Raw genomic sequence first — 25700 nt, 5'->3', positions numbered from 1 at the left:
TACACCTCCTGATGGTTTTAATTAAAAAAATCTTCATGAATACCACAGGTCTTTGAAAGTGTTCATTTCTATGTTTCAATCAGTAATTTTTACGCTTTGTATTTTTTAGAATTGATATGTGACATCGCAGCCCTGCCCTTTTTACGACTGGATGTTGCGGGGCATATAAAAACTCTTCTGATGATACCTTCCACATCCCCTCTGTGTAACTTCACCCTAACCTGAACTATCATAGCCCACCTCCTTTTAAGCCAATATGGGTGTTAATTGTTAAAAATTCGTTAAACCATCGGTAGACTTCTGGTTGTATAATAGAGCGTATGCTCACAACCTTTGTAACCATACTGAGTATGCTCACCATATCCATAAGCGGGTTGGCGATAGTTCTGGGTGTATTCCTTATCAGGGCAGGGAAAAGGGAAGCCCACAAAAAGGCCATGATAACCGCCTCCGTGTTTGCGCTCATCTTCGTTTTCCTCTACATTTTGAGGAACGTCCTTCAGGCTCAGGGGCTTGTGCCGGTGGGGAAGTATGAAGGACCCTATAGGGGGCTTTTTCTTTTCATTCTCTGGTCGCATACCGCCCTTGCCATAGTGAACTTCCCCCTTGCGGTCATAACTCTCAGGTATGCCCTCAAAGGCCTTTTTGAAAAGCACAGAAAAATAGCACCCATAACCGCCTTCGTCTGGATTTATGTGGCCGTAACCGGCTGGCTTATCTTTTACTTCATGCAGTTTCTCAACAGATGAACATAAGAATAGGGCTTGGCTTTGACTCCCACGGGTTTGAGGAGGGTAAACCTCTAAAACTGGGTGGTGTGCGTATAGAATTTCCAAAGGGGCTCAAAGGACATTCTGACGGAGATGTGCTTCTTCATGCCATAACTGACGCCATACTGGGAGCCCTTGGGGAGCCAGACATAGGACAGCTTTTCCCCGACACGGACCCCAGGTGGAAGGATGCAGACTCGGTGCTCTTCCTTCAGGAAGCCCTGCGCAGGATGAAGGCAAGGGGCTACAGGATAGTCAACCTTGACTGCCTTTTCATCGCAGACCAACCCAGAATAGCACCCTACAAGGGTCTTATAGAGAAAAAACTCTCGGAGCTCCTTGAGACAGCCCAGGAAAACATCTCAATAAAGGGAAAGAGCAGAGAAGGCTTTTGCACAGAAGAAGGCATTGCCTGTTTTTGCACTATCCTTTTAATGCATGAAGGTTAACCTTGCCCTCTCAGGTGGAGCATCCCGTGGCATAGCCCATATAGGCGTCATAAAAGCTCTTGAGGAGCTGGGTTTTGAGATATCAGCTGTCAGTGGTGTAAGTGCAGGGGCTCTTGTTGGAGCCTTTTACTGCGACGGCTACAGTCCGGAGGAGATGCTCAGAGTGGTAAAGTCAAGGGACTGGCTCAGGTATCTCAGACCCACTGTGCCGAGGCTTGGGCTTGTGTCCCTGAAAGGTGCAGAAGTTTACCTCAGAGGCATGCTATCTGTGGACAGGATAGAGGAGTTAAAGAAAAGGCTTTTCATAGGTGCGGTGGACCTGAAAAGCGGCAAGACCCATTACTTTGACAGTGGAAGTCTTTTCCCCATCCTTTTAGGTAGCTGTGCCCTGCCGGGCATATTTGAACCTGTAAGATACAGAAGCCATCTCCTGATGGATGGAGGAATAACCAACAACTTACCCGTTGAACCTCTAATAGACATGGAAGGCCTTCTCGTAGGTGTGGATGTAAACCCGAACGCACCAATAGAAAAAGTTGGGAATATATTTCAGATACTTGTGAGAAGTTTTCTGCTGGCGGTCCGGTCCAACGTGGAAAAGAGAAAAGAGCTCTGCCATGTGGTCATAGAGCCAGAGCTATACGCCTATTCGCCCCTCAGTCTCCTCAAAGCGGAAGAAATATACAGACTTGGCTATGAGAAAACCATGCAGGTAATGAGGTCCTATGCCCGATAACAGAATTCTCATAGACCCCTCAGAGGGAAAACTGAGGGTTGCCAGAAGAGTCCTTAAGCTGGCACTTCCCATAATCCTTTCAAACCTGCTCTACACAATAGAAAGTGCCTTTTCCATAATCCTTGTCTCAGGGCTTTCTGCCTCTGCGGTGGCGGCGGTGGGATACTCTGCCAGTATGCTCTGGTTTATATACTCCCTGATGGCACTTGCCTACACGGGCACTTCCGTGCTCGTCGCTCAGAGGGTGGGTGCGGGTAAAGACCCATCTCCTGCACTTCTGTGGGGAATTGCCCTTTCCTTCCTGATAGCCCTTCCACTCACCTTCTGGGGCGAGGAGCTCGTGTCATACCTTATGCTGACCTTTGGTGCTTCCCAGAAGGTGGTTAGCCTTGCGAGAGAATATTTAGAGCCCGTTTTTCTCTTCATAACAGTGGGCTTTGCCACAAACGCCCTATATGCAGCATACAACGGATATGGAGATACAAAAACTCCCTTCAAAGTTGCCCTTCTCATGAACGTGGTCAACATAGGCTCTGCCTATCTTCTCATATACGGAAAGTTTGGCTTTCCAAGGCTTGAGGTGGCAGGAGCAGGCTGGGGCATAGCCCTCTCAGAGCTTGTGGGGCTTGTATTCTACGCATACCTGTATGCAAGACACAGAAAGCCCTTCCCCGTCAGGATGAGCCTGAGAGGGGACATCCTGCTCCAGATGCTCCGCATTGGAACGCCCACAGCTGTAGAGAGGGCCTTTACGAGCCTTTCCTTCAACATCTTCGTGGGACTTGTAGCCCAGTTTGGAGACAAGGCACTGGCGGCCCATCAGGTGGGACTGAGGGTGGAGAGCCTTTCCTTCATGATAGGCTTTGGCATGATGATTGCCTCAACCACCCTTGCAGGTCAGAACTACGGTGCAAGGAACTTCAGAGGGCTTGACTATGGGGTGAGGGTAAGTGCCCATACCACAGCACTGGTAATGGGTTTTATAGGGCTCTTAATAGCCCTTTTTCCACAGTATTTTTCCCTTATATTCACACGAGATAGAGAAGTGATAGAGTATGCGGTTTACTATCTTGTAATAGTTGCCCTGTCTCAGCCTCAGATGGCTTACGCCAGTATCTTCTCAGGTTCTCTGAAGGGTATGGGGAAAACCCACATACCCCTTGTGGTTAACCTTTCATCCTTCTGGCTGTTCAGGATTATCCCCTCCCTGCTGGTGTTAAAGGTGTTGCCCAACCCCATAGTCCCCTGGGTCTTCATGAGCCTTGAAACTACCCTGAGGGCTCTCATCTTCTACTGGGCATACAGGAGAGAAATAAGGAAAAACCTATAAAGCCCTGTTTTTCTTTTGCTGATACATGAGCTCATCAGCCTCTTTTATCATATCTTCCAGGCTGGAGAACCTGTCCTCAGACTCTACCACACCGTAGCTGAAGGAGAGTCTAATCTTCTGCCCTTCAACTATTATCTCAAGGTCTTCAACGGCTTTTCTCAGCCTTTCAGCCACATTTATTGCCTGTTCTTTCCTTGTCCCCGGCATCAGCACTGCAAACTCGTCACCCCCCCATCTTGCCAGTATATCCTTGGCCCTCAGACTCTGTCTGAACAGATGTGCTATACGCCTTAGAACCAAATCCCCCGCAGAATGACCATATAGGTCGTTTATCTTTTTGAAGCCATCAAGGTCAATAAGGACAAGAGAGAAGAGAGCATATCTTTTCTTATACTCATCAAAGGCTTCCTTGAGCGCCCTTTCAAAGGACCGCCTGTTGAAGGTATTGGTAAGATAGTCTATGTTTGCCTCTGCCTCTGCCTGCTCCAGCCTCTCCCTGAGCTCCTCTATCATATGCTGTTGCTCTTCTATTCTCTTGAGGAACCTCTCGTTCTGAGCCTTTATGTCCCTTAAGTGCATGAGAAGCTCCAGTATGAGTGGGGTCAGCTCACTTTCAATCGCCTTTTTCTCTATACTTGATAGCTCTTCTTCCTTTTTATCGGCGTATTCTCTGTGCTCTTTTATGAGTCTGTGGAACTCTTCCACCAGCTTGCTCAGCACCTCAAGAGTCATCTCCACATCAAACTTAACATCGCTTATCTTCTCACCGTTATACATACTCTGGTATATCTCCACCAGCTCTGCATCTGAAGGCAGCCTTCCCTTCTCAAGAAGGTGGCAAAATACCAGAAACCACTTCTCATAGTTTCTTGGCGTGGGCAGTATGTTGTTCCTCACAAGAAACTTTAGCTCCTCTCTTATTATCTCTCCGAGCAATTTAACCTCCTCGTCCTTGAGAGGCAACCCCCTCGTTATTTTTAAATAAAGTTCGCACCTGTTCATTTCTTCCCCTTGAAAATATATTTTATACTCATGGGCATATTTATTGAAGACCTTTTGAATTTTGGAAACCTCATAGACGCAGAGCTTGAAATTAGGCTAACTCCGGAGGAGCTTCGCAGGGCATATCCTGGTATTGACTTTGAGATAGGGGATGGAATATTCAGGATAATACGGAAGAAGAAAGTGCTTTTTCTGAGTAAAACTCAGGAGATAAGGCTTTCGGATGCAGACGGCAGGGTAAGGAAGGACAGGGAAAACTCAAAGCAGTGGGCCCTCTTCAGATTGCTTTCAAGGGATGGGCTTGAGGATATAAAGGGGCTCAGTGGTTTCATGCTAGAGGGCGAATATCTTGGCATGGATATGATGCCAGCTGTTGTTCTCACCGATACCTACGAAAAGATACCAAAACAGTTCAGGGATAAGCTCCTCATAAACAGATACAAGATAGGCAGAGATTACATCTCTGTATTTTTCAAGTTTGAAAAGTAGTGTATAATTCCTTAAAAGCTCTGGAGGATAAGGATGGCAAAGGTTTATTACGACCAAGATGCAAGTCTTGAACCCCTGATTGGCAAGACTGTTGCCATACTGGGCTATGGAAGTCAGGGGCATGCACACGCACTTAACCTGAGAGACAGTGGTGTGAGGGTCCTTATCGGTCTTTATGAGGGTAGCAGGTCAAAGGCGAAGGCTATTGCAGATGGTTTTCCTGTTCTCCAGCCAGAGAGAGCAACTCAGGAAGCAGACATAATAATGTTTCTGACACCAGACACGGTCCAGCCACAGCTCTACAGAGAGAGCGTTGAGCCTTTTCTTGACAGCTCAAAAAGCCTGGCCTTTGCCCACGGCTTTAACATACACTTCAGACAGATAGTGCCACCAAGGGATGTGGACGTTTTTATGGTGGCGCCGAAGGGTCCAGGACATCTCGTGCGATGGATGTATGAAGAGGGAAAGGGCGTTCCAGCCCTCCTTGCCATATATCAGGATGCCTCGGGCACATGCAGAGACAAGGCCCTTGCCTATGCAAAGGCTCTGGGTGCCACAAGGGCAGGCGTGATAGAGACCACCTTCAGAGAGGAGACAGAAACTGACCTCTTTGGAGAGCAGTCCGTGCTGTGTGGTGGTGTTACTGCGCTCATAAAGGCAGGCTTTGAGACCCTTGTGGAGGCGGGGTATCAGCCGGAGGTTGCCTACTTTGAGTGCCTTCATGAACTCAAGCTCATAGTAGACCTGATATACCAGTATGGGATAGCAGGCATGAGGTATTCCATATCGGACACCGCCAAGTATGGGGATGTGACAAGGGGAGATAGGATTTACAGGGCCGTCAAGCCCCTTATGAAGGGTATACTGGAGGAAATACAGAGAGCTGAGTTTGCCCGTGAATGGATACTGGAAAATCAGGCAGGAAGACCTGTCTTTAACGCCCTTCTTGAAAGAGACAGACATCATCTCATAGAAAGGGTGGGTGAAGAGCTCAGGCGTATGATGCCGTGGATTACAGGTAAGGAGCTTAAATGAACCTTACAAAGAGAAGAGAAGCCCTAAAGAAGGTTTATACCCCTGTGGGGGTTGCGCTCTACAGACTTCATCTGCCTCCAAATCTGATAACCCTCCTCTCGGTTGCCCTCGGAATGGCCTCTGCCTATGCCTTTTACCACGGAAAGTTTCTTACTGCCGCAAGCCTGCTTTTTCTTTCTGGGCTCTTTGACCTTGCGGATGGTATGGTGGCAAGGCTTTCAGAAAAAGCCTCCAAGTTCGGCGCAGTTTTTGACTGGCTTGCAGACAAATGGGTGGACGGTTTTGTGCTGGGCACAGTGGGATACTTTTATGCAGGACCACTCACCGCCATAACTGTAGTGACCGCCTCCATGCTCCACTCTTTTATAAAACCCGTGGTGTATGCGGAGATAGGCTACGAGGAAAGAACAAAGGGCAAGATAAAGGACCCACTTGAAGGGGTGGGCTTTTTTGGAAGGCCAGAAACCCACATAACGCTTATAATCTTTACCCTTTTTGAGAGGTTCCACGCCCCTCTGGGCCTTGAGTTTGGAATAAAGCTTATAGCAGTGCTTACCATGGCTTCGCTTCTTCTGAGGATACTTTACCTGTATAAACATTACGGGAGAGAATACGAATGAGACCCTATGTGATAATAGTTTCTGAGGTAAGTGTGGATGGAAAGCTTACACTTTACAGGGGGGCCTCCAGCAAGGAGCTCATGACCCTCATGGACCAGGAAGCATACCGGTATCTTCATGAGATAAGGGCCAAGGTGGAAGGCATAATGGTTGGGTGTGAAACGGTAAGGACGGACAACCCCAGTCTCACTGTAAGATATGTGGAGGGCAAAAACCCCACCAGAATCATACCCTGCTCCACCGCCAACGTGCCGCTGGATGCCAACATCTTTTCAAAGGATGCACCCACCATAATAGTCACCACAAGCAGGGCACCAGAGGAGAGGGTGCAGAAAATAAGGTCATTGGGGGCTGAAGTGCTGGTGGTGGGTGAGGACCTTGTGGACTTTGAGAGGCTCATGCCTATCCTCTATGAAAGGGGGATAAGAAGCCTCATGGTGGAGGGTGGTGCCTCCATAAACTGGGAGTTTATAAGAAGGGGCTTTGTGGACGAGATAAGGCTCATACATCTGCCCGTTATAGTGGGCGGAGAAAACGTGCCAACGCTGGTGGGGGGTGAAGGCTTCAAAAGCCTGAAGAATTTGCTCCATCTCAGACTCAGGTCCCATTTCAAAAGAGGGAGCCATCTTATCACCGAGTGGGAAGTGGTGAGATAATTAACGCTCTTCAATAATCAGAAGAAGCTCTGGGCTCAGCGTGCCGTTCACAAAGAGCCCTTCTCTGACCAAGAGCTTCTTTACCACGCCTCTAACAGGAGACTTTATTGTGCAGTATTCTATGAGCTTTTCAGTCCTCTCAAGCTGAGCTCTCAGGGCTTCATAGTTTGCAAGCTCCTTTTCATACTTGCTCTTCCAGTCCTCATATTCGCTCCTTGAGAGAAGTCCCCTGTTGAAGAGCTCCTCATGCCTTCTGAAGTCCCTCTCCACCTTCTCAAGGCTAACCTTCTGAGAGCTGAGCTGAGCCTGCAGACCCTTCTTCTGAGTTGTGTAAAGAACTGGGTCTATCTGCACAAGCATGTCTCCTCTCTCCACCCTCTGACCATCCTTTACAAAAACCCTCTCCACCCTGCCCTGCACTATGGCAGAAACCCTGACCTCCTGAGCCATCAACAAGTTTATGAAAAGAAGGAATAAGGGTAAAAATCTCATAGTTGCACCTTCTCTCTAAAGGCTTTTTCAAAGGCCTGTGGGTCCTTGCAGACTACAAAGATTTCCTGAACGGAGGTGCCAATTTTGTAGAGGAGCTTGTAGCCGGAGTTTGTCCTGTATTTTAAAAAAAGTCCCCTTGAACCCCTTCCCCCATTTTGCCTTGATATCCTGCCCGGTATTATTGAACTGACAGAATCCAGACCAGAGAGTTTTTCCAGATATTCTTCCAGACCTTCCAGAAGGTGATGCTCAAGTTTTACCTTGGCTTTTCTGTGTTTTGCCATGGTTTAAAATTATAAAATGGTCTTTGCAGACAGAAAAGAGGCGGGTAGAATCCTTGGAGAGCATCTTAAGGACATGGGCTTTCAGGCTGACCTCGTTCTTGGGATTCCAAGGGGTGGTGTGGTGGTGGCAAAGGAAGTCTCAAAAGCCCTCGGCGTTCCCCTCAGCCTACTTATAGTGAGAAAGCTGGGTGTTCCTTCAAACCCTGAACTGGCCTTCGGAGCCATAGACCCCGATGGACGCATATACACAGACAGATGGACGGTAGAGTATTTCAGGCTCTCTCAGGAGGACATTGACAGGGTTGCACAGGAGGAACTGAAAAAGATAAGGGAAAGGGAAAAAAAATTTTTAGGTGGTAAACAGCCAGAAGTTAAAGACAGGAGAGTTCTCGTGGTGGACGACGGCATTGCCACGGGTCAGACGGTAATTGCCGGAGTTGAATACCTTAGAAGAAAGGGGGCGAAGAAGGTTATTGTGGCTGTGCCAGTCTGCCCTGCAGAGAGCGCAGAAAGGTTGAAGAAGCACGCTGATGAGGTTTACTGCCTGCATACCTCTGAGGGTGGCAGCTTTGCGGTGGGCATGTTTTACAGGGACTTCAGACAGATTGAGGACTCAGAAGTAGAGGAGATTCTGAAAGATGGAGTTTTTTGAGGTTCTGAAAAAGAGACATTCCATAAGAAGCTATCAGAAAAGACCTGTTGAAGAAGAAAAGCTGAGGAAAATAATGGAGGCGGTAAGAAGCGCTCCTTCTGCGGGAAACCTTCAGGCATATGAGGTTGTTCTGGTTCTTGATGAAGATAAAAGAATGGAGGTGGCACGCTGGGCTTTGAGTCAGTGGTTCATAGCGGAAGCCCCTGCAGTTTTTGTCTTCTTTGCAAACCCCTCAAGGAGTGCTTTAAAGTATGGCAAGAGGGGGGCGGAACTATACTCTGTGCAGGATGCCACCATAGCCTGTGCTTACGCCCAGCTTTCTGCTGTAGCCCTTGGGCTTGGAACTTGCTGGGTCGGAGCCTTTGAAGAGGCTGGCCTGAAGTCCTGTCTTTTTGCTCCCAGAGAGTGGAAGCCTGTGGCAATACTCACTGTGGGATACCCTGCAGAAGAACCAGCACCTACACCGCGAAGGAGCCTTGAGGATATGTTTACTATAATTTGAGTTGCCAGAGAGGGTATGCCTGAGTATATTTTAGAAAGTTATGGAGTTGGGATTGAAAAGCACGGGTAAAGAGAAGGAATTATACAACAACCCCTATCTTAGCAGACATCAGATATCTGAGAACCTGTGGCACAGAGGGATGGATTTTACTGGCATAAATCTTCATAAAGGAGGTTTTGCATGATTTACAAGCAGCTCATGAAGAAGCTTATTGATATCAGTGAAAAGGGGTATGTGACCTACGACGAGATTAACGACCTTCTTGGACCTGAGCTTGTGGACACGGAGCTTTACGAAGAAATAATGGACTTCCTTCAGGAGAGGGGCGTAAAGATAGTGGAAACAGAGGAGGCTGTAGAAGAGCTGGAAAAGGATGAGGCATTTACTGTTTCCACTGAGAGCCTTCTTCTTACAGGTAAGGATGGAGACCCGGTGAGGCTGTATCTCAAAGATATGGGCAAGATACCCCTTCTCAAGAGGGAAGAGGAGATAATGTATGCAAGGCAGATAGAGATTGGAAGAAAGGTAATGAGAAGGGGACTTTTGAGAACCTCTTTTCTGATAGACAGGGTTCTGAAAGACTGGGGGGAGGTATGCAACGGCAAGCTAAAAGCCAGTGACCTCATGGACACAGTGGATGAGAGCAAGACCCTTGAGGAATATGAAGAAAGCCATGAACATTTAGAGAGATACTTCATAGAAAAGGGCTTTGAGCTGGCAAAGGCATACAAAGAGGCTCTTTACTGGAGAGACTCTTACCTTTTTTACGCGACACCAGAATACAAGAAGGAATATCTGAGAAGACACGCCAGAATGAACAGGATACTGAAAGATATGAAGCTCAAGCATTCCAAGTTTGAACGCATTGCGGACGAGCTTCTGAACCTCTACAACAGATACACAAGAAAGCTCAAAGAGTTTGAAGTCAGAAAAAAGAAGCTGGAGAGCATACATCCGGACATAGAGGAACTCATACAGAAATACGATGAAGACCCCCTCTTGCAAAAAAAGGCTGAAAGGGCAGGTTATGGCTTTGCAAGGTTTCATATGTTAAGGGATGAATACCTTACTCTCAGGAGGGAGATAGAGGAACTGAGGCGTGAGATGGGAATCCTTCCCGAGGAGCTTCAGAGGGTCATACACATAATAAGAGAGGGGAGGACAAGGGTAACTCAGGCAAAACAGGTTATGGTAAAGTGCAACCTGAGGCTTGTGGTCTCAATAGCCAAAAAGTATGTAAACAGAGGGCTTCACTTCCTTGACCTCATACAGGAAGGAAACATTGGTCTTATGAAGGCTGTGGACAAATACGATTACAGAAAGGGCTACAAGTTCTCCACCTACGCCACATGGTGGATTCGTCAGGCGATAACAAGGGCAATAGCGGACCAGGCAAGGACCATACGCATACCCGTCCACATGATAGAGACCATAAACGACATAACAAAGGCACACAAAAAGCTCTTTCAGGAGCTGGGCAGGGAGCCCACCGCCGAGGAAATTGCCAAGTATCTGGGCATATCACCGGAAAAGGCGAGAAAGGTAATGAGAGTTTCTCAGGAGCCTGTCTCCCTTGAGACCCCTATAGGCGACGATGAGGAAACCCACCTGAGGGACTTTATAGAGGATAAGAGCGTGCCATCCCCCGAAGAACAGGTTTCAAGAAGACTTCTCAGGGAACAGCTCATAAAGGTGCTCAGCACCCTTGGAGAAAAGGAGAAGGAGATACTCATGTATAGATACGGTCTTGTGGATGGCATAGAGTATACCCTTGAACAGATAGGTAAGATGTTTAACGTGACAAGGGAAAGGATAAGACAGCTCGAGACAAAGGCCATAAGAAAGCTCAGGCACCCTGCAAGGGCTAAGTATCTGAAGGATTTTGAGCTCTGAGCCTTCTGTAGAGCTCCACGAGGACTGAAAAGTCCTCACCCCCCATTCCCAGATATTTAGCGAGGGCGTAGGCGTTCTTTACATTCTGCACGCTGAAACTAAAGGCTCCGAGGTCCTTTATCATGTCCTCTGCATAGTGGAGGTCCTTGTGTATGAGGTCCACTGAGAAGTGAACCGAATAGTCCTTTTCAAGGAGTTTCTTTTTCTTAACCTCAAGAAGGTAGGATTTTCCTGCACCGCTCTCAAGTATGTTTATAAGTAGTTCCCTGCTAAAGCCAGCCAGCTCCCCGAGGGCTATTGCCTCAGAGAGAACCTGCATGAAGCCTCCCAGGACTATGTTGTTTATGAGTTTGAGTTTGCTGGCATTGCCAGCGGTTCCCACGTAGAATATGTTTTTGCAGAACTTTTCAAAGATGTGCCTGTTTTCCTCAAACCTTTCCCTGTCCCCGCCTACAAGCACCGTGAGCTCACCCTTCTGGGCAGGTATAACGCTTCCAAGTATGGGTGCATCAAGGTAGAAGGCACCCAGTTTACTGAGCTCTTCGTAGGCGGTTCGGGCGTAGGCATAGTGGTTTGTGGTCATATCCACTATGGTTTTGCCCTTAACTCCACCTTCAACCAGCCCTCCCTTTCCAAATATTACCTCCTCAGAAGCCTGAGAGTCAAAGACTATGATAAAAACCCTGTCCACCTGCCTTATGAGGTCCGCAGGACTTTCCACAACTGGAAGACCAAGCTCAAGTGCCTTCTCCCTTGTCCTGTTCCAGAGTAGCACATCAACACCCTGCTCCACAAGCCTCTTTACTATTGCCCTTCCAAGGCTTCCAAGTCCTATAAAACCCAGTCTCATAGTAGGCTCATTATAACAGGACTTGCAGATTCCCAGTCCTCGTAAGAGAGGCTCACATAAGCCCTCTCAGAGTCTGACATTACATCCTCAGGCGCACCCCCTATGCTTTCCACCAGCTTCTGGAGCCTGCCAGCCTTTTCTCTGGGAACGCTTATGGTGTAGGTCCTGCCAGCCCAACCCTCAGAGGTTTTTTCCATATAGACATCTATCCATATGTCTCCAAATTCGTAAGAAAGCATAAAACCCATGGGCTCTGCAAGACCGAGGATTCTTGCCACTTCTGATATGTGAAATTCCAGCTCATCCATATTAAAATCTTAGCATGAAGTTTTTTATCCTCTCCATATTTGGTAAGGACAGACCCGGCATAGTTGCAGGTGTTTCAAAGGCTCTTTATAGGATGGGTCTGAACCTTGAGGACTCTTCCATGACCAGGCTCAACGGTGAATTTACCATAATGCTCATAGTTGCCTCTGAAAGAGATACAACCGCAGAAGATATACTTCAGAGTCTTCAGGAAGTTGGACAGAATTACGAGCTTTTTATGGTGTGCAGGGAACTGGAGGAGGTAGTCTATCCTCAGACGGAGGCAATTTACAGGATAATCGTCTTCGGTTCTGACAGGCCGGGGATAGTCTACAGAGTTACATCTACGCTTGCAGACCTTGGGCTAAACATCAGCGACCTTAGGACAGAAAAGAGGGGAAATCTCTATGTGATGGTCATAGAGGCTGAGGGGAAGGAAGATATGGAGGAGGTTCTCAGGCCTGAGCTTGAAAGATTAAGGGAATCAATGGGCGTAGACATAAGCATAGAGAGGGAAGAGGAAGAAAAGCTGTGAGGAGACTTCCCATAATAACCTATCCCGATGAAAGGTTAAAGGTGCCTTCCCTTGAGGTGGTATCCTTTGACAAGAAACTGCAAGACTTTGTTGAGGACCTCATCTACACCATGAAAACATCTCCAAGTTGTGTGGGTATAGCGTCCCCACAGGTGGGCGTCCACAAGAGGATAATAGTAGTGGACACTTCTGGCTCAAAACATAAGGAAAACAAACTTAGCCATGGACTTATGGTGCTCATAAACCCCCAGATAGTCCAGCAGGATGGTGAACTGGTAGTAAGGGAAGGCTGTCTGAGCGTTCCAGACTATACGGGAAATGTAAAGAGACATTACTGGATAAGGGTAAGGGCACTTGACCAGAGAGGAGAACCTGTGGAGTTTGAAACGGAGGGCTTTGAGGCTGTGGTAATTCAACATGAACTGGACCACCTTGAGGGCAGGGTTTTTCTTGAAAGGCTTATATCCCCCAAAGACCTTTTCAGAAGAAAGGTCTATAAGTAACTCTTGACTCTTCTTTTAAACCTTGACAGAGGTCATATTGTGCATTACAATGTTAATTAAACATTAAATTGGAGGTAAAATCATGAGAATCAGAACACTGCTTGTGGCAGGTATCCTGGGTGTAATGCCCGCCCTTTCACAGCAAAGCCTGGCACACTCCCACCAACAGCATCAGCAACAGCAGGCTCAGGATAACATCAAGGTGGTGGTAAACCTTACAAGGGACAAAGCACCTTCAGCCCTCATGGCTATAAGGTTCGCCACCATATCCCTTCAGAGGGGCAATGAAACAGTTCTCTGGCTCAACTCGGAAGGTGTAAGACTTGCAGATGCCAAGGCAAAACACGCTCAGACAGGGAAGATGCTCAGAGACTTCATATCAAAGGGCGGGAAAGTCTATGTATGTCCTCACTGTGCTCAGATGCTGGGAGTCAGGGAGCTCATAGAGGGCGCAGAATTTGGAAAGCCAGATACCATCTTTGGTCTCCTTTCAGAAGACAGAGTGAGGGTCATATCCTGGTGAGGAGGTATAGAAATGAAGAGAGCACTTCTGCTTGGTGCAATTCTTAGCTTTCCAGCCTTTTCTCAGGAGCTTTTACTCAAAGAAGTTGAGGTCAAGGGCAAGAAAGAAACCTTCAAGGACAGTCTTGAGATAAGGGAGGTTAGAGAGTCCTTTGCCAAGGATGTGGGAGAGGCTCTCCAGAAGCTGGATGGAATCCACAAGGTGAGAAAAGCAGGAATAGCCAACGATGTGGTCATAAGAGCCTTCCAGAGAGACAACATAAACGTGCTCATTGATGAATCTGAAGTTCACGGTGCATGCCCCAACAGAATGGACCCGCCAGCCTTCCATGTGGACTTCTCTGAAGTGGAAACGATTGAGGTGATAAAGGGTCCCTTTGACATAAGGCATCAGGGCTCCCTTGGGGGTCTTGTGAACATAGTGACCAGAAAGCCAGAAATGGGCTTTAGACTGAGGCTGAACGCCACGCTGGGCTCCTTTGACTTCAGGAGCTTTTCTCCTGTGGTTTCTTACAGGGACGAGAGGTTTTACGGTCTTGCAGGATATTCCTACAGGTATTCAAAGCCCTACAAGGATGGGGATGGCAAGAGAATCACAGAGTATGCCAACTACAGACCTCAGTATATAAACTCCAAAGCCTTTGAGATAAATACATACTGGACAAAGTTCGGTTTTAAGCCCCTGGAAAACCACGAGGTTGAACTTGGCTACACAAGGCAGGATGCCAGACATGTGCTGTATCCAGCTCTCATGATGGACGCCATATACGACAAAACTGACAGGTTCAATTTTAAATATAGCATAGGAAAGGTATCCGACCTTCTAAAATCCCTTGAATTCCAGTTTTACTACACAAAAGTAGACCACTGGATGGACAATAGATACAGAACTTTTATGGGAACTCCTTCTGGTCCCTACTCTATGGCTACCGATGCAAAGACAAAAACCTATGGAGGGAGGCTGGAGGCAAAGGTTGCTGACTTTACCCTTGGAATGGAAGCCTATAGGAGAAACTGGGATGCAGTTAATTACATGTGGAACCAGATGGCTGGAAACTACGGGCGTCAGTTTATCATTCCTGATGCTGACATAACAAACTTTGGAGTTTATGGAGAATACAGAAAGTCCTTCTCTCCAAAGCTCAGAGTCATTGCTGGTTTAAGGATTGACAGCACCAAAAGCGAGGCAGACTCTTCAAAGGCGAATACAAACCTTTACTACGCCTACCACAACACAAGAAGCACCTCAAAGACGGACACATATCCCTCAGGAAACCTTCAGCTCTTTTACAACCTTACGCCGGAGCTTGAGCTTTTCACTGGCCTTGGCTATGCAGTAAGAGTGCCAGACCAGCAGGAAAGATACTTTGCCCTCAACAGGGCCATGATGTGCAATCCACCTCAGAATACATACTGTGCATGGGTAGGTAATCCTGAGCTAAAACCCTCAAAAAATCTCGAGCTTGATGTGGGTCTCAAGCACCAGACCCAGAGGTCTCTGACAAAAGCCACAATCTTTGTAAGTTATGTGCAGGACTATATAACTGTAAACAACAAACCTGTGGTAAATCCAATACCCATGGTTGCACCCGCAGGCGGTAGGGCAATGACTTACGCCAATACAGACGCACGTTTCTGGGGATTTGAGCTCAGCTCCACATACAACCTCTGGAACAACCTTTTCCTTCTCGGAGGTGCCAGTTATGTAGAGGGAAGAAAGGACAGAAAACCTGCTATTGGTATAACGGACAGAGATGTGGCGGAAGTGCCACCTCTCAGGGGCAGGCTCGGGCTAAGGTATGACACTGGCATGTGGTATGTGGAGGGTGAGGCTGTGGCCTCTGCCACACAGAACAGGGTAGATTCAGACCTCAGAGAGCAGAAAACCTCCGGATGGGCTATAGTGAACCTCAAGGCTGGTTTAAGCTACAGAGGGCTTACATTAAACGCCGGAGTTGAAAACCTCTTTGACAAAAAATACTACAGCTACCTTTCATATGTAAGAAATCCCTTTGCCACAGGAGTGAAGGTTCCAGAGCCCGGAAGGAGCTTTTACGTAAGTGCAAGCTATCACTTTTAAAGCCCCGCATGGCTATACCCAAGGCTCTTCTCCCGTGGGGGAGCCCTCCTTTTATATGAAATGTAAAAAACTGGTTGCAAAATGCACAGAAAGGGATGGAATATACAATACATGAGAGCTGTTATAGTTGAAGATGAGCCCCTTGCGGTTCATAGGCTCAGGAGAATGATAAAAAGCGACGGCAGGCTGGATGTGGTGGGAGAGGCTGGCACCTACGAAGAGGCTATAAAGGTGGTAGAGGAAAAGAAGCCCGATGTGCTTTTTCTTGACATAAGACTGCCCGACGGAACTGGTATAGACCTTGCAAAGGAGCTGCTGTCTATGGGGCTAAGACCATACATCATCTTCACCACCGCATACGGCGAATATGCCCTTGAAGCCTTCAGAGTTTCTGCGGTGGATTATCTTCTCAAGCCCTTTTCTCAGGAAGACCTCAGCAAAGCCATAGACAGAGTGCTGGAAAAGAAAAACAACACCCAGCAGGTGATAAACCTTATAAGAAACGAACGCCCCATAATACCAGCAAGGATTGGCAACAAGGTCATATTCCTGAGCCCTGAGGACATATACTACGTGCAGGCGGAGATGGGAGAGGTAAGCGTCAGAACCAGGGAAGGGCTTTTGCCCCTTAGCAAGAAACTCTACGAGATAGAAGAACAGCTCAGGCCCTACAACTTCTTCAGGGTCCACAGGTCCTATCTTGTAAACCTCAACAAGGTAAAAGAGCTAAAAAGCGTAGAGCAGAGTAAGTATGTGATAGTCTTTAAGGAGATAAACGAAACCCTCAAGACCAGCAGGGAGGGTGCCAAAGCCCTCAGGGAATACCTGAACATTTAGCCTTTTTGCCCGTAGGCTTCCTTTGCCAGCTTTATCCTCTCGTAGTAGTTTACAATGGGTCTGTGGTAGGGAAGTCTGTGGCTCAGGGGGTCGTGGAGCATATGGCAGGGCACTTTTGAAAGCTCCGGTAAATATGTCTTTATGTACGCACAGTCGGGGTCATACCTCTGAGCCTGAAGTATGGGATTAAAGAGCCTGAAGGGTTTTGGGTCTGCACCTACGGAGGCGGTCCACTGCCAGTTTCCCGTGTTTACCACCTCGTCGTAGTCCAGAAGATGCTCCATGAAGAACTTTTCCCCAATCCTCCAGTCTACGAGCAGAACCTTTGTGAGAAAACTGCCCACTATCATTCTCATCCTGTTGTGAAGCCATTTTTCTTCTACCAGCTGCCTTATGCCTGCGTCCACTATGGGATAGCCAGTTCTTGCCTCAAAGAAGGCCCGTATGTGCTCTTTTCTGTTTTCCCACTTTATGTTTCTCCTTTTTACCTGAAACTCAAGATCTCTGGACTGGGGAAAGTTAAGGGCTATGTGATACCAGAACTCTCTCCAGGCAAGCTCCTTGATAAACTGCTCACTTCTGAGGTGAGCCCTTTTATAGATTTCTCTCAGAGAAAGCACCCCAAACCTTATACAGGGGGAAAGCCTTGAAGAGCCATCAACCGCAGGGTAGTTTCTGAGCTCTTCGTATTTTTCAAAAGGAAAGGTGCTGAGCCTTTTCTCGCAGTCTTCTGGGTAGAAGGGATAAGGGTCGCTGTAGTCAAGGTTGAGGTCCTTCAAAGCAGGAAGGGGTAGTTGGGGAACGGTAAAGTTTTCTGGGGATGTCTCAGAGAGGTCAACCTTCTTTGTCCACTCTGTATAAAAAGGGGTGTATACCTTCCTCTGCGGAATTGCCTCGGGCACTGCAAGAAAGTTGTCAAAGACCTCCACATATTCCACACCGTATTCCCTGCAGAGCTTCCGTATTTCCCTGTTTCTTTCCACACCGCTCCAGCTGTAAGAGACTGTGGTGTAAAGATGGGTGGGCTTTGCGACTCTGAAGACCTCTCTCAGGGCTTCTTCTGTGCTTGCTTGCAGGCAGTAGAGCCTTATCTGGGAGGAAAGTAGGGCGACAGCCCTCACCAGATATCCCAGCCTCTTGTAATCAACCTTAAGGGTGGTAAGTATGTCCCTGTCAAAGATAAACACAGGCACTATTTCTCTGTGATTTTTTGACGCAAGGGCTAGCCCTCTGTTGTCCTTTACTCTGAGGTCTCTTTTAAAGAGGTAGACTGCCCTCATGGTTTTACTACTGCGAGGTAGATGACCGCAAGAGACACCACTATGAGGGGAAGGGCAACCACATAGTTAAAAAGGTCATATTTCTCGTAGGCCTTCATCCTGTCCTTTGAGCGTGGAATGTAGAAGTTTACAAACCAGAAGTTGAGAACTTCAAGGGGCAAAAGCACACCGAGCACCAGCGGTAGCTTGTAGTTTAGCCAGCTTATATCAAACCTGTATTTCAGCAAATGTATCATATAAAGACCCATAACCAGAGCGAGGACAAAGCCCAGTATCTCAAGGTTTGTCATCCAGCGGTAGAAACTCCTGAGTACGTGCTGGTCACAGCCTGTAGGTCTTCTCATAGAATAGAGCATGAAAAGCCCCAGAGAAGACGATGCACCTGCCCAGAGGAATATGCCGATTAAATGGATAAACTTTGCGGTCGTGTATTCCATCTTCTGAGGTATTTTACAGACTTCCTGATGTATGGGTATATCCTTTCACCTATAAAAGGCAACTTTTTGAGCCTCACTATGTCCCTTTTGGATGCTCTGGAAAGCATTATTATGGCAAGCAGATACAGGGGGACTGTGGGTAAGATGGGAAGGAATATGCCAAGAGTGCCGAGCCCGAAGAAAGAAAAGCCAAAAAGTCTGTAAACACCTCTTTTCATCACTTATAAATATAAGCCTTTGAGTTTCTTGAGAAATAAGCCTTGCCCATGTGAAGGGGATATTTAACCTTTTCAGGCTTCAGCCTGCCTTTTCTGTAGTGTATGAGCTCCACCCTTCCTATAAGAAGGCTGTGGTCGGGGAGCTCCATAACCCTCTCCTGGGTGCACTCATACAAAAGAAGGGATTGTTCTATGGCAAGGGCTTTAACTTTCAGGGCTCTGAAGGGTCTGAGCCTCTTAAAAAGTTTCCACTTGTCCGTCTGGTCTCCATGGTGTCTCCCTGCAGTCAGAATATCCTCAAGGTAGTCTTCTGGCAGGAAGTTTACCGTAAAGTCCACGCCCTCTACGATTAGCCTGTGGCTGTAGTTTTCTCTTGCTATGGCCGCTGCATACAGAAAGGGCTCTTTGTTTGCGGGCATGTGCCAGGCGACCGCCAGTGGGTTTTCTCCAACGCACACCACTGCAACCGGTCTTGGCACATAACCCAAAAAGTAGGCATCCTGTAGAGTCTTAAAATTTTTCTGAAGGGCGGGGGAGGTCCCTTCAGGAGGAGGCAAGGCATGGGCGTAGTGGCTGTTTTTCAGGCTGTCCATCTGCCGAGCAGAAACACAAGGGTTATTCCAATTATGTGAACTATCCACCAGCCTATTCTCATGAACCTGAAAGCCTCTGGTAGTTGCATGGCTTACACCTCCTTACAAGTTTTTCCTATTCATGAGAATATACCCTGCACCCTTCCTCTGACAGATTTCTATTCCACCTTCCAGAGGTTAATTTTTACTCTTCACTGAACTCCATTCTGAAAAAAGTCAATTCCTTATCCCTACGGTAGCTGAGTCTGCCCCCGCACAGCTCAAGCCTTTTCCTCAGGTTGGACAGTCCAGTCCCTTCTCTTATATGTTCAAAGCCTACGCCGTTGTCCACAACCTCAACTATCTTCCTGTTGCCTTCGGTGTAAGCCCTTACCTCAACCCTGCCATGCCTTAGCTTGAGTCCATGCTTGAGAGCATTCTCAACAAGCACCTGAAGGGAAAACTTGGGCACCTTGAGGCTAAGAAGACCTTCATCTACTTTCACAACAAGGTCAATCTTCCCCACAAACCTCAGGCTTATAACCTTCCAGTAGTCTCTGAGCAGGTTAAGCTCGTCCTCCAGACTTATAAGAGGCTCAAAGTGGAGACTTCTTCTCAAAAGCCTTGCCAGAGCCAGTATGGCCTCTTCCGCCTTGCCCGGGTCCTGATGAACCAGCTCTGCCAGTGCGTTGAGGGTGTTGAACATAAAATGAGGACTTATCTGGCTCTCCAAGTTCCTTATGTGTTCCTCCAGCAAAAGTCTCTTGCTCTCTTCTTCTCTTCTCTGCAGAGAGACCAGCTTGTAGAGGAGATAACCCAGAGATGCGGTCATGAGCCCCAAAAACACTGAAAGGCTGAGGGCTTTGCCCATGGGCAGGTGCAAGTCTACTATTCCAAGGGCTTCGTTGGTGAGGTATCCACCCATGGCACCCAGAAAACCGGAAACCAGTGCAAGAAAAAGACTGAAAGGCGTTCTGAGAAAATCTGGAAGCATCCTCACAAGCCAGCGGTTGTTTATCTCTGTGGTAATGAAGGAAAGCACAAATATGTAGAGCGAGGTTATAAGCCCGAGGAACATAACAGGCATTAGCCTCTGGCCATGAAGTGATGCCACAAAGCCCGATATGGAAAAGCCAAGAAGGGAAGCAAGCAGGAGTATGTAAAGCCACTCTCTGAGCCTTATCTTCAACATAGCTTGAAGTCCTTCTCTATGAGCTTAAGAAGGTTTATGACACCCATGCTGACCCCTGGCCATCCCTGACCCGGGAAGACAGTATCACCCACCAGATAGATACCCTCCACCGGTGTAACGGGTGAGGGGTAGGAGAAGGGGAAGTTTTCTTTTGTGAGGGGCACACCGCCTACCGAACCTCTGTATCTGCCCGTGTAAACTTCAAAGGTTCTGGGAGTGCCTGCAAATACATAAACCTTCTTTAAGCTCCTGAGCTGAGGAAGATACTGGTATATGGTCTCAAGGCAGTATTCAAGAGCCCTCTCTTTCCTGTCTTCATACTCCTCTCTGGAAAGACCTTCCCACAGCTCAAGCATTGTATGGGTAGATACGGTGATGCTTCTTGTTCCCTCCTTGCTGAGCACAGGGTCGTCCCTCTCTGATATGGACACGAACAGAGACCTGCTTCCCGTATAGGGTATGGGCTCTCTCAGAAGTATAAAGTGGTGGTGGGCAAAATCCTCCGGGAGCTCTCCCTCTACCGTCATGTATATAGTAAAGGCACCCCACAACTTCCAGAACCTTTTTTTTGCAATCTCAGAGAATTCCCTCAGCTCTTCCACAAGGTCTCCCGCCTTCCATATGGTGGTGTTGAGCACCACCCGCTTTGCCTCGCAGTTTCCCCTGTTGGTCTCTATGAGAAAGCCCCAGGGTTTTCTTTTTATGGCTTTTACCCTGGTCTTCATGCTTATGTTTTTTACACTGCTGGCAAAGGCATCAAGCAGTTTTCCCATACCTCCCACTGCGTAGTAGTTGGTAAGATTAGGGTATGTGAGCCCGAGAGATGCCACGGAAAAGGGCACTTCCTCCAGAAAGCCCTGAGCGGTTATAAGAGTGTGGTGTGTGAGAAAAAGCTCGTAGTCGGAGTTGAATTTGCCAAGGTAGACGCCAGCTACACTTCTTGCACTGAAGAAGTTGCACAACAGGGTGGAAAAAAAGTCCAGAGGATGCCTTGAAAGACTTCTGAGGGGAGATGTAAGGCTTGGATAGGGCAGGCTGTCGCACCACATGCTCCACATGGCATCACTTACCCTGTAGACTCTCCTCCAGAAGGAGGTGTGCTCAAGCCCTGGAAAGGCCCTTTTTATCTCTTCAAGGGACTGGTCTCTGTCCTTCCACCTTCTTATAACCCTATCACCAAGGTATATTACCATAGCCGGGTCTATTGGCTTTATGGGAAGCTCTACTTTGAGAAAATTTGCTATCTTACCAACTGGAAGGTTCTCCTCTGCCCCTACAAAGGTGGCAGCACCCACATTGTAATAAAAACCCTTTCTGCGGAAGGTGCCCGCACAGCCTCCGAGGTAGTCAAGGGCTTCAAAAAGGATAACATCCTTTCCTATGTGTGAAAGAAGGGCGGAGGCGAGAACTCCACCTATACCACCGCCAACTACTGCATAGTCAAACATAGGAATAAATATTTCCAGAGAAAGGAGCCAGGTTGAAGTATACACCTTATTTTTTCAGGAGCCTGTTCTTCCAGTTAATATCCTGATACCCCTCAGACCTATATCCCTCCTGTAGTGCATGCCTTCAAACCTTATCTTCTCAACTGCCCCGTAAGCCCTTTCCCTCGCTTCGTATAGGTCCGCTCCCCATGCACACACATTGAGAACTCTTCCTCCCTTTGTGTATACCTTTCCGTCCCTCCTTTCTGTCCCCGCATGAAAGACAACCACATCCTCCATATTCTCAACTTCCTCAATCCCGATAATCTCCTTACCATCCTCCGGCTTTTCCGGATAGCCTTTGCTTGCAAGCACAACGCAGAGTGCGTTTCTCTGGTCTATCTCAATGTGTATTTCCCTTCCCTCATAAAAGTCAAGAAGTATCCGAAGCAGATCTCCCTTTGTTCTCACGAGAAGCGGTTGAGCTTCCGGGTCTCCAAGCCTTGCGTTGAACTCAAGCACCTTCGGTCCCTTGCCTGTGAGCATAAGACCCACATAAAGAAAGCCTCTGTAATAAATCCCCTCCTCCTTCAGCCCTCTTATTACCCTTTCCACTATGTGTTCCTTTATGAGCTTTTCCATAGCTTCGTCAACGAAAGGATTCGGTGAATATGCCCCCATACCGCCCGTATTGGGACCCATATCACCGTCAAGAAGTCTCTTGTGGTCCTGAGAGGTGGGAAGGGGCACATATCTATCGCCGTTGAGCATCACTATATAGGAAGCCTCCTCACCTTCTAAATATTCCTCCACCACCACCCTTGAGCCTGCATCTCCGAGACTTTTCCTTACCATGAGCCTGTCTATAGCCTGAAAGGCTTCCTCATAGTTTTTACAGACAATCACCCCCTTACCACTGGCGAGACCATCCACCTTTATAACCACAGGCACTCCAAAGTCCCTTACAAAGCTCTTTGCCCTCTGAGGGTCTTCAAATATGTGAAACTCTGCGGTGGGAATGCCATACTTCTGCATAAACTCCTTGGCAAAGGCCTTGCTTCCCTCAAGCATGGAAGCCCTACTATCTGGTCCAAAGATTCTAAGACCCCTCCTCTCAAACTCATCAACAATACCAGCCACCAGCGGGGCCTCAGGTCCAACCACCGTAAAGTCAATACCTTCCCTCTGGGCGAAGTCTGCAAGGGCTTTTATATCAGTTGGCTCTACAGGGATATTCTGAGCTATTCTTGATGTTCCTGCATTTCCCCTTGCACAGTAGAGGGCTTTCACAAGAGGACTCTGAGAGAGCTTCCATGCTATGGCATGCTCCCTGCCGCCGTTTCCGACTACGAGAACCTTCACATGTTTATTATACCAGAACTCTTTCCCTTGCTATCCTCAGGAAGTTTTCAAGAAGCTTCATACCTTCTTCTGAAAGCACAGACTCCGGATGGAACTGAACCCCAAAGAGGGGATATGCAATATGCTGAATGCCCATTATCTCACCGTCCTCAGACCATGCGGTAATTTTCAAAAAGTCCGGAAGAGTATTTCTGTCAATTACCAGAGAGTGGTATCGCACTGCAGTAAATGGGTTCTTCAGCCCTTCAAAGATACCCTCTCCCGTATGGGATATCTGGGATGTTTTGCCGTGCATGAGCTTTTTTGCCCTTACAATACTGGCACCGAAGGCATACCCTATGGACTGATGGCCAAGGCACACACCCAGTATGGGTATTTCCTTGTAAAACCTCTTTATAACATCCACCGATATGCCAGCCTCTTTTGGAGTGCAAGGCCCGGGAGATATAACTATGGCATCTGGTTTTGCCCTTTCTATGTCCTCAAGGCTTATCTCATCATTCCTGCGAACGGCCACATCTGCGGAAAGCATCTGAAGATAATGCACAAGGTTATAGGTAAAAGAATCGTAGTTATCTATCATCAAAACTCTCATAGGGATTAAAATATAACTTTAAGGTATGTATAGGTCAATCTTTTATGGCATAATCTTAACTCTCTTGTTTGTGTTGGGTTCTTTAGTTTACATTGTTAAAAAAACACTTACTAAGGACTTTCTGGGAGTCTTTGCCCATATAGACAAAAGGTATCTTATCCTATCGCTTCTTTTTATGTTCTTGTATCATACCTTTGATAACCTTAGGCTTTTTGTGCTTTCAAGAGCTATGAATTTAAAGTATTCTTTTTTTTATGGCTATATCATATCCTTTATAAACACCTTTGGGGCTACCATAACTCCAGCACACATGGGTGGCGAATTTATGTCTGTATATACTCTTTCCAGGAAAGGTGGTAGGCTCCATAAAGTAATAAGCATAGTCACCATGAAAACTATAACAGGCATGGTCTTCTTCATACTGGCTTTTCCCTATGCTATGTCCTATCTCTATAAAAACCCAAAACAATCTTTGAGAATTTTAGGTTTATTTTTCTTTTTTCTTGTTTTGTTTTCATTTTTATACCTTCTTTTAAAAGCTATTTCAAAAAGAAATTTTGGTGAAAACAAAAAATTTATCCAAAAGATAAAATACACATTCAAAAGGTACCTTGTAGTATCAAGAATATTCCTAAGGGACAAAAAACTAAGCATACTTTTGGCATCTATAAGCAGTGTGTTTCTCTATCTTTCCTTTTTATCCTCCGGCGCCTTTTTGGTCAAAAGCTTCAATCCAGAATATAACCTTTTTACCTTGATAGAACACCAAATTATGCTACTTTATGCCATATTCCTTAGTCCTACGCCGGGTGGTAGCGGGGTAGGAGAGGTAGGTGCCTTGTATGTCTTTGATGCCTTCCTTGAGGCAAGCTTACTTGGTGGTTTTTCCATACTTTGGCGGTTCATAACCCAGTATATGAGCGCCCTTCTGGGCGGTATATTCCTTCTGTTCCTTGTTATAAAAGACTCAAGAAGATTTACCCATGCTTGACCTAATAAACCCTTATGCCTATGCGGTAAGAATAAGAAACTGGCTTTATGACAAAAACTTCATAAAACCATGTAAGCTTCCTGTGCCTGTTCTATCCGTGGGCAATCTCTCTGTGGGCGGCTCTGGTAAAAGCTCCTTGGTGAGATATATGGGAGGGCTTTTAAAGGACCTTCATGTATGCATACTTTCAAGGGGCTATGGCAGAAGGACAAAAGGGACCATTTTGGCATCCGAGAGGGGAAGGCTTTTAGTAAGTTGGGAAGATGCTGGGGATGAGCCTTATATGCTGGCAAAGCTTTTGCCTTGGGCAAGCGTGGTGGTGGACGAGAACCGATGCAGGGGAGCTTTCTTTGCTCTTGAAAGGCTAAAGCCAGATATATTTATACTTGATGATGGCTTTCAACACAGGAGAATACATAGAGACTTAAATATCTTGCTTCTCAAAAAAAAGGACCTTTCAGACAGGCTTTTTCCCTTTGGAAGGCTAAGGGAGCCTTTAAGTGGTATGGAAAGGGCTGACATAATAATTCTGTCTTATGCAGATATTGAAAATTTTGACTGGAGGCATCCTACAAAGCCTACACTTAAGATGGTAAGGGAAAACTGGAGAGTGGTAAGGAGTTCGGACGGTAAAGTTTTTGAAAATTTTAAGGAAACAAGCTTTATAGCCTTTGCTGGGCTTGGAGACAACAGCCAGTTTTTCAAAAGCCTTGAAAGGCTTGGAATAAAAACAAAAGAAAAGATTAGTCTTCCAGACCATTACTCTTACAAGGATTTTAAGTTAAAGGAGGATGAATTCTACATAACCACTTTAAAGGATGCCATAAAGCTAAAACCATCAGAAAACCTTTTTTACCTTGATTTTGATGTAAGGGTGGATGGTTTGGAAGAAATACTGTTGAGTAAAATAAGAAATTAAAAAAGTAGGAACGTGGTTATGATGGTATAGTAATTTTGTCAATTCTTCACGTAATCTTCACGAAAGGCTATTTATAGCTAAGTTATAATAACGCAAGTTGCAAGTTATAGCATCCCTGCACTCCAGAGCCTATGGAGATTGTAAGAAATTACCGCCATGTAGAT

At 46.9% G+C, this 25700-nt stretch carries 33 protein-coding genes; 19 read left to right on the top strand and 14 right to left on the bottom strand.

Annotation, left to right across the window (positions count from 1 at the left end):
• Positions 1–89: 89 nt before the first annotated feature.
• Positions 90–233: a hypothetical protein gene (locus ACKRDP_RS01710; RefSeq protein ID WP_409153023.1), complete on the bottom strand. Its 144-nt coding sequence runs from the start codon at positions 231–233 to the stop codon at positions 90–92.
• Positions 234–320: 87 nt separating this feature from the next.
• Between ACKRDP_RS01710 and ACKRDP_RS01705 the strand changes: the two genes are divergently transcribed.
• The 4 genes from ACKRDP_RS01705 to ACKRDP_RS01690 are packed head-to-tail and all read left to right on the top strand — an operon-like array spanning position 321 to position 3285.
• Entirely contained in the window at positions 321–749 is a 429-nt protein-coding gene (locus ACKRDP_RS01705) for a DUF420 domain-containing protein (protein WP_409153022.1), read from the top strand.
• Complete coding sequence (ispF, locus tag ACKRDP_RS01700) at positions 746–1219, top strand: 2-C-methyl-D-erythritol 2,4-cyclodiphosphate synthase (RefSeq protein ID WP_409153021.1); 474 nt, start codon at positions 746–748, stop codon at positions 1217–1219. The genes ACKRDP_RS01705 and ispF overlap by 4 nt, the downstream gene beginning before the upstream one ends.
• The gene (locus tag ACKRDP_RS01695; protein WP_409153020.1) at positions 1209–1955 is read left to right on the top strand and encodes a patatin-like phospholipase family protein; all 747 of its coding nucleotides are present in this window, start codon (positions 1209–1211) and stop codon (positions 1953–1955) included. Before ispF ends, ACKRDP_RS01695 begins: the two co-directional genes overlap by 11 nt.
• Positions 1945–3285, top strand: a complete 1341-nt coding sequence (locus ACKRDP_RS01690) for an MATE family efflux transporter (protein WP_409153019.1) — start codon at positions 1945–1947, stop codon at positions 3283–3285. The genes ACKRDP_RS01695 and ACKRDP_RS01690 overlap by 11 nt, the downstream gene beginning before the upstream one ends.
• On the opposite strand, the gene ACKRDP_RS01685 is transcribed toward ACKRDP_RS01690, so the two are convergent.
• Positions 3280–4287 (bottom strand): GGDEF domain-containing protein, encoded by a 1008-nt coding sequence (locus ACKRDP_RS01685; protein ID WP_409153018.1) that lies wholly within the window; start codon positions 4285–4287, stop codon positions 3280–3282. The two genes, ACKRDP_RS01690 and ACKRDP_RS01685, sit on opposite strands and share 6 nt — an antisense overlap.
• 9 nt (positions 4288–4296) lie before the next feature.
• Here ACKRDP_RS01685 and ACKRDP_RS01680 point away from each other — a divergent pair, with 9 nt between their 5' ends.
• From ACKRDP_RS01680 to ACKRDP_RS01665, 4 genes are read left to right on the top strand one after another with little or no spacing between them, the layout of a single operon-like run.
• Positions 4297–4776, top strand: coding sequence for a hypothetical protein (locus ACKRDP_RS01680; RefSeq protein WP_409153017.1), 480 nt, complete (start codon positions 4297–4299; stop codon positions 4774–4776).
• A 33-nt stretch (positions 4777–4809) separates the two neighbouring features.
• Positions 4810–5811: a ketol-acid reductoisomerase gene (ilvC, locus tag ACKRDP_RS01675; RefSeq protein ID WP_409153016.1), complete on the top strand. Its 1002-nt coding sequence runs from the start codon at positions 4810–4812 to the stop codon at positions 5809–5811.
• A complete protein-coding gene (locus tag ACKRDP_RS01670) occupies positions 5808–6431 on the top strand; it encodes a CDP-alcohol phosphatidyltransferase family protein (protein ID WP_409153015.1) in 624 nt (207 codons plus the stop codon). The genes ilvC and ACKRDP_RS01670 overlap by 4 nt, the downstream gene beginning before the upstream one ends.
• Positions 6428–7087, top strand: a complete 660-nt coding sequence (locus ACKRDP_RS01665) for a 2,5-diamino-6-(ribosylamino)-4(3H)-pyrimidinone 5'-phosphate reductase (protein ID WP_409153014.1) — start codon at positions 6428–6430, stop codon at positions 7085–7087. Before ACKRDP_RS01670 ends, ACKRDP_RS01665 begins: the two co-directional genes overlap by 4 nt.
• Here the strand turns inward: ACKRDP_RS01665 and ACKRDP_RS01660 are convergent, their stop codons facing one another.
• Both ACKRDP_RS01660 and ACKRDP_RS01655 read right to left on the bottom strand, forming a co-directional pair.
• A complete protein-coding gene (locus ACKRDP_RS01660) occupies positions 7088–7579 on the bottom strand; it encodes an efflux RND transporter periplasmic adaptor subunit (protein WP_409153013.1) in 492 nt (163 codons plus the stop codon).
• On the bottom strand, positions 7576–7863 hold the full coding sequence (locus ACKRDP_RS01655) for a DUF2103 domain-containing protein (RefSeq protein WP_409153012.1): 288 nt from the start codon (positions 7861–7863) through the stop codon (positions 7576–7578). Before ACKRDP_RS01655 ends, ACKRDP_RS01660 begins: the two co-directional genes overlap by 4 nt.
• Before the next feature lie 16 nt (positions 7864–7879).
• On the opposite strand from ACKRDP_RS01655, the gene ACKRDP_RS01650 reads away from it, so the two are divergent.
• Genes ACKRDP_RS01650 through rpoD form a run of 4 tightly spaced genes read left to right on the top strand, consistent with a single transcriptional unit; the run spans position 7880 to position 10910 of the window.
• Entirely contained in the window at positions 7880–8515 is a 636-nt protein-coding gene (locus tag ACKRDP_RS01650) for a phosphoribosyltransferase (RefSeq protein WP_409153011.1), read from the top strand.
• Positions 8502–9017, top strand: a complete 516-nt coding sequence (locus tag ACKRDP_RS01645; protein WP_409153010.1) for a nitroreductase family protein — start codon at positions 8502–8504, stop codon at positions 9015–9017. The genes ACKRDP_RS01650 and ACKRDP_RS01645 overlap by 14 nt, the downstream gene beginning before the upstream one ends.
• Before the next feature lie 40 nt (positions 9018–9057).
• Positions 9058–9201: a hypothetical protein gene (locus ACKRDP_RS01640; protein ID WP_409153009.1), complete on the top strand. Its 144-nt coding sequence runs from the start codon at positions 9058–9060 to the stop codon at positions 9199–9201.
• A complete protein-coding gene (gene rpoD / locus ACKRDP_RS01635; RefSeq protein WP_409153008.1) occupies positions 9198–10910 on the top strand; it encodes an RNA polymerase sigma factor RpoD in 1713 nt (570 codons plus the stop codon). The genes ACKRDP_RS01640 and rpoD overlap by 4 nt, the downstream gene beginning before the upstream one ends.
• Here the strand turns inward: rpoD and ACKRDP_RS01630 are convergent.
• Positions 10882–11760: an NAD(P)-dependent oxidoreductase gene (locus ACKRDP_RS01630; RefSeq protein WP_409153007.1), complete on the bottom strand. Its 879-nt coding sequence runs from the start codon at positions 11758–11760 to the stop codon at positions 10882–10884. The genes rpoD and ACKRDP_RS01630 overlap by 29 nt on opposite strands.
• Positions 11757–12068 carry a hypothetical protein gene (locus ACKRDP_RS01625; protein WP_409153006.1) on the bottom strand — a complete coding sequence of 104 codons (312 nt, stop codon included), beginning with the start codon at positions 12066–12068 and terminating at the stop codon, positions 11757–11759. The genes ACKRDP_RS01630 and ACKRDP_RS01625 overlap by 4 nt, the downstream gene beginning before the upstream one ends.
• 14 nt (positions 12069–12082) lie before the next feature.
• On the opposite strand from ACKRDP_RS01625, the gene ACKRDP_RS01620 reads away from it, so the two are divergent.
• The 5 genes from ACKRDP_RS01620 (at position 12083) to ACKRDP_RS01600 (ending at position 16543) form a co-directional block, all read left to right on the top strand.
• The gene (locus ACKRDP_RS01620) at positions 12083–12601 is read left to right on the top strand and encodes a glycine cleavage system transcriptional repressor (protein ID WP_409153005.1); all 519 of its coding nucleotides are present in this window, start codon (positions 12083–12085) and stop codon (positions 12599–12601) included.
• Positions 12598–13104: a peptide deformylase gene (def, locus tag ACKRDP_RS01615; RefSeq protein WP_409153004.1), complete on the top strand. Its 507-nt coding sequence runs from the start codon at positions 12598–12600 to the stop codon at positions 13102–13104. Before ACKRDP_RS01620 ends, def begins: the two co-directional genes overlap by 4 nt.
• 82 nt (positions 13105–13186) lie before the next feature.
• A complete protein-coding gene (locus ACKRDP_RS01610) occupies positions 13187–13627 on the top strand; it encodes a DsrE family protein (RefSeq protein ID WP_409153003.1) in 441 nt (146 codons plus the stop codon).
• A 12-nt stretch (positions 13628–13639) separates the two neighbouring features.
• On the top strand, positions 13640–15706 hold the full coding sequence (locus ACKRDP_RS01605; protein WP_409153002.1) for a TonB-dependent receptor domain-containing protein: 2067 nt from the start codon (positions 13640–13642) through the stop codon (positions 15704–15706).
• A 111-nt stretch (positions 15707–15817) separates the two neighbouring features.
• Positions 15818–16543: a LytR/AlgR family response regulator transcription factor gene (locus ACKRDP_RS01600; protein WP_409153001.1), complete on the top strand. Its 726-nt coding sequence runs from the start codon at positions 15818–15820 to the stop codon at positions 16541–16543.
• Here the strand turns inward: ACKRDP_RS01600 and ACKRDP_RS01595 are convergent.
• From ACKRDP_RS01595 to ACKRDP_RS01560, 8 genes are all read right to left on the bottom strand, one after another.
• Positions 16540–17823 (bottom strand): cryptochrome/photolyase family protein, encoded by a 1284-nt coding sequence (locus ACKRDP_RS01595; RefSeq protein WP_409153000.1) that lies wholly within the window; start codon positions 17821–17823, stop codon positions 16540–16542. The genes ACKRDP_RS01600 and ACKRDP_RS01595 overlap by 4 nt on opposite strands.
• Positions 17820–18260 carry a hypothetical protein gene (locus tag ACKRDP_RS01590; RefSeq protein WP_409152999.1) on the bottom strand — a complete coding sequence of 147 codons (441 nt, stop codon included), beginning with the start codon at positions 18258–18260 and terminating at the stop codon, positions 17820–17822. Before ACKRDP_RS01590 ends, ACKRDP_RS01595 begins: the two co-directional genes overlap by 4 nt.
• Entirely contained in the window at positions 18227–18478 is a 252-nt protein-coding gene (locus ACKRDP_RS01585) for a DUF454 family protein (RefSeq protein WP_409152998.1), read from the bottom strand. The genes ACKRDP_RS01590 and ACKRDP_RS01585 overlap by 34 nt, the downstream gene beginning before the upstream one ends.
• Positions 18478–19071: a flavin reductase family protein gene (locus tag ACKRDP_RS01580; RefSeq protein ID WP_409152997.1), complete on the bottom strand. Its 594-nt coding sequence runs from the start codon at positions 19069–19071 to the stop codon at positions 18478–18480. The genes ACKRDP_RS01585 and ACKRDP_RS01580 overlap by 1 nt, the downstream gene beginning before the upstream one ends.
• Positions 19072–19255: 184 nt before the next feature.
• Positions 19256–20242: a sensor histidine kinase gene (locus ACKRDP_RS01575; RefSeq protein ID WP_409152996.1), complete on the bottom strand. Its 987-nt coding sequence runs from the start codon at positions 20240–20242 to the stop codon at positions 19256–19258.
• Entirely contained in the window at positions 20236–21690 is a 1455-nt protein-coding gene (locus tag ACKRDP_RS01570; RefSeq protein ID WP_409152995.1) for a phytoene desaturase family protein, read from the bottom strand. The genes ACKRDP_RS01575 and ACKRDP_RS01570 overlap by 7 nt, the downstream gene beginning before the upstream one ends.
• 54 nt (positions 21691–21744) lie before the next feature.
• The gene (gene purD, locus ACKRDP_RS01565; protein WP_409152994.1) at positions 21745–23031 is read right to left on the bottom strand and encodes a phosphoribosylamine--glycine ligase; all 1287 of its coding nucleotides are present in this window, start codon (positions 23029–23031) and stop codon (positions 21745–21747) included.
• Positions 23032–23038: 7 nt separating this feature from the next.
• The gene (locus tag ACKRDP_RS01560; protein WP_409152993.1) at positions 23039–23626 is read right to left on the bottom strand and encodes an anthranilate synthase component II; all 588 of its coding nucleotides are present in this window, start codon (positions 23624–23626) and stop codon (positions 23039–23041) included.
• 25 nt (positions 23627–23651) lie between these two features.
• Here ACKRDP_RS01560 and ACKRDP_RS01555 point away from each other — a divergent pair, with 25 nt between their 5' ends.
• Complete coding sequence (locus tag ACKRDP_RS01555) at positions 23652–24617, top strand: flippase-like domain-containing protein (protein WP_339946006.1); 966 nt, start codon at positions 23652–23654, stop codon at positions 24615–24617.
• Complete coding sequence (gene lpxK, locus ACKRDP_RS01550) at positions 24610–25536, top strand: tetraacyldisaccharide 4'-kinase (RefSeq protein WP_339946008.1); 927 nt, start codon at positions 24610–24612, stop codon at positions 25534–25536. The genes ACKRDP_RS01555 and lpxK overlap by 8 nt, the downstream gene beginning before the upstream one ends.
• Positions 25537–25700: the final 164 nt, after the last annotated feature.

This window comes from Pampinifervens navoyensis (assembly GCF_046159715.1).
GTDB lineage: Bacteria > Aquificota > Aquificia > Aquificales > Aquificaceae > Pampinifervens.
The sequence above is the reverse complement of the archived record's forward strand: the minus strand, read 5'-3'. Positions and strand labels throughout refer to the sequence as shown.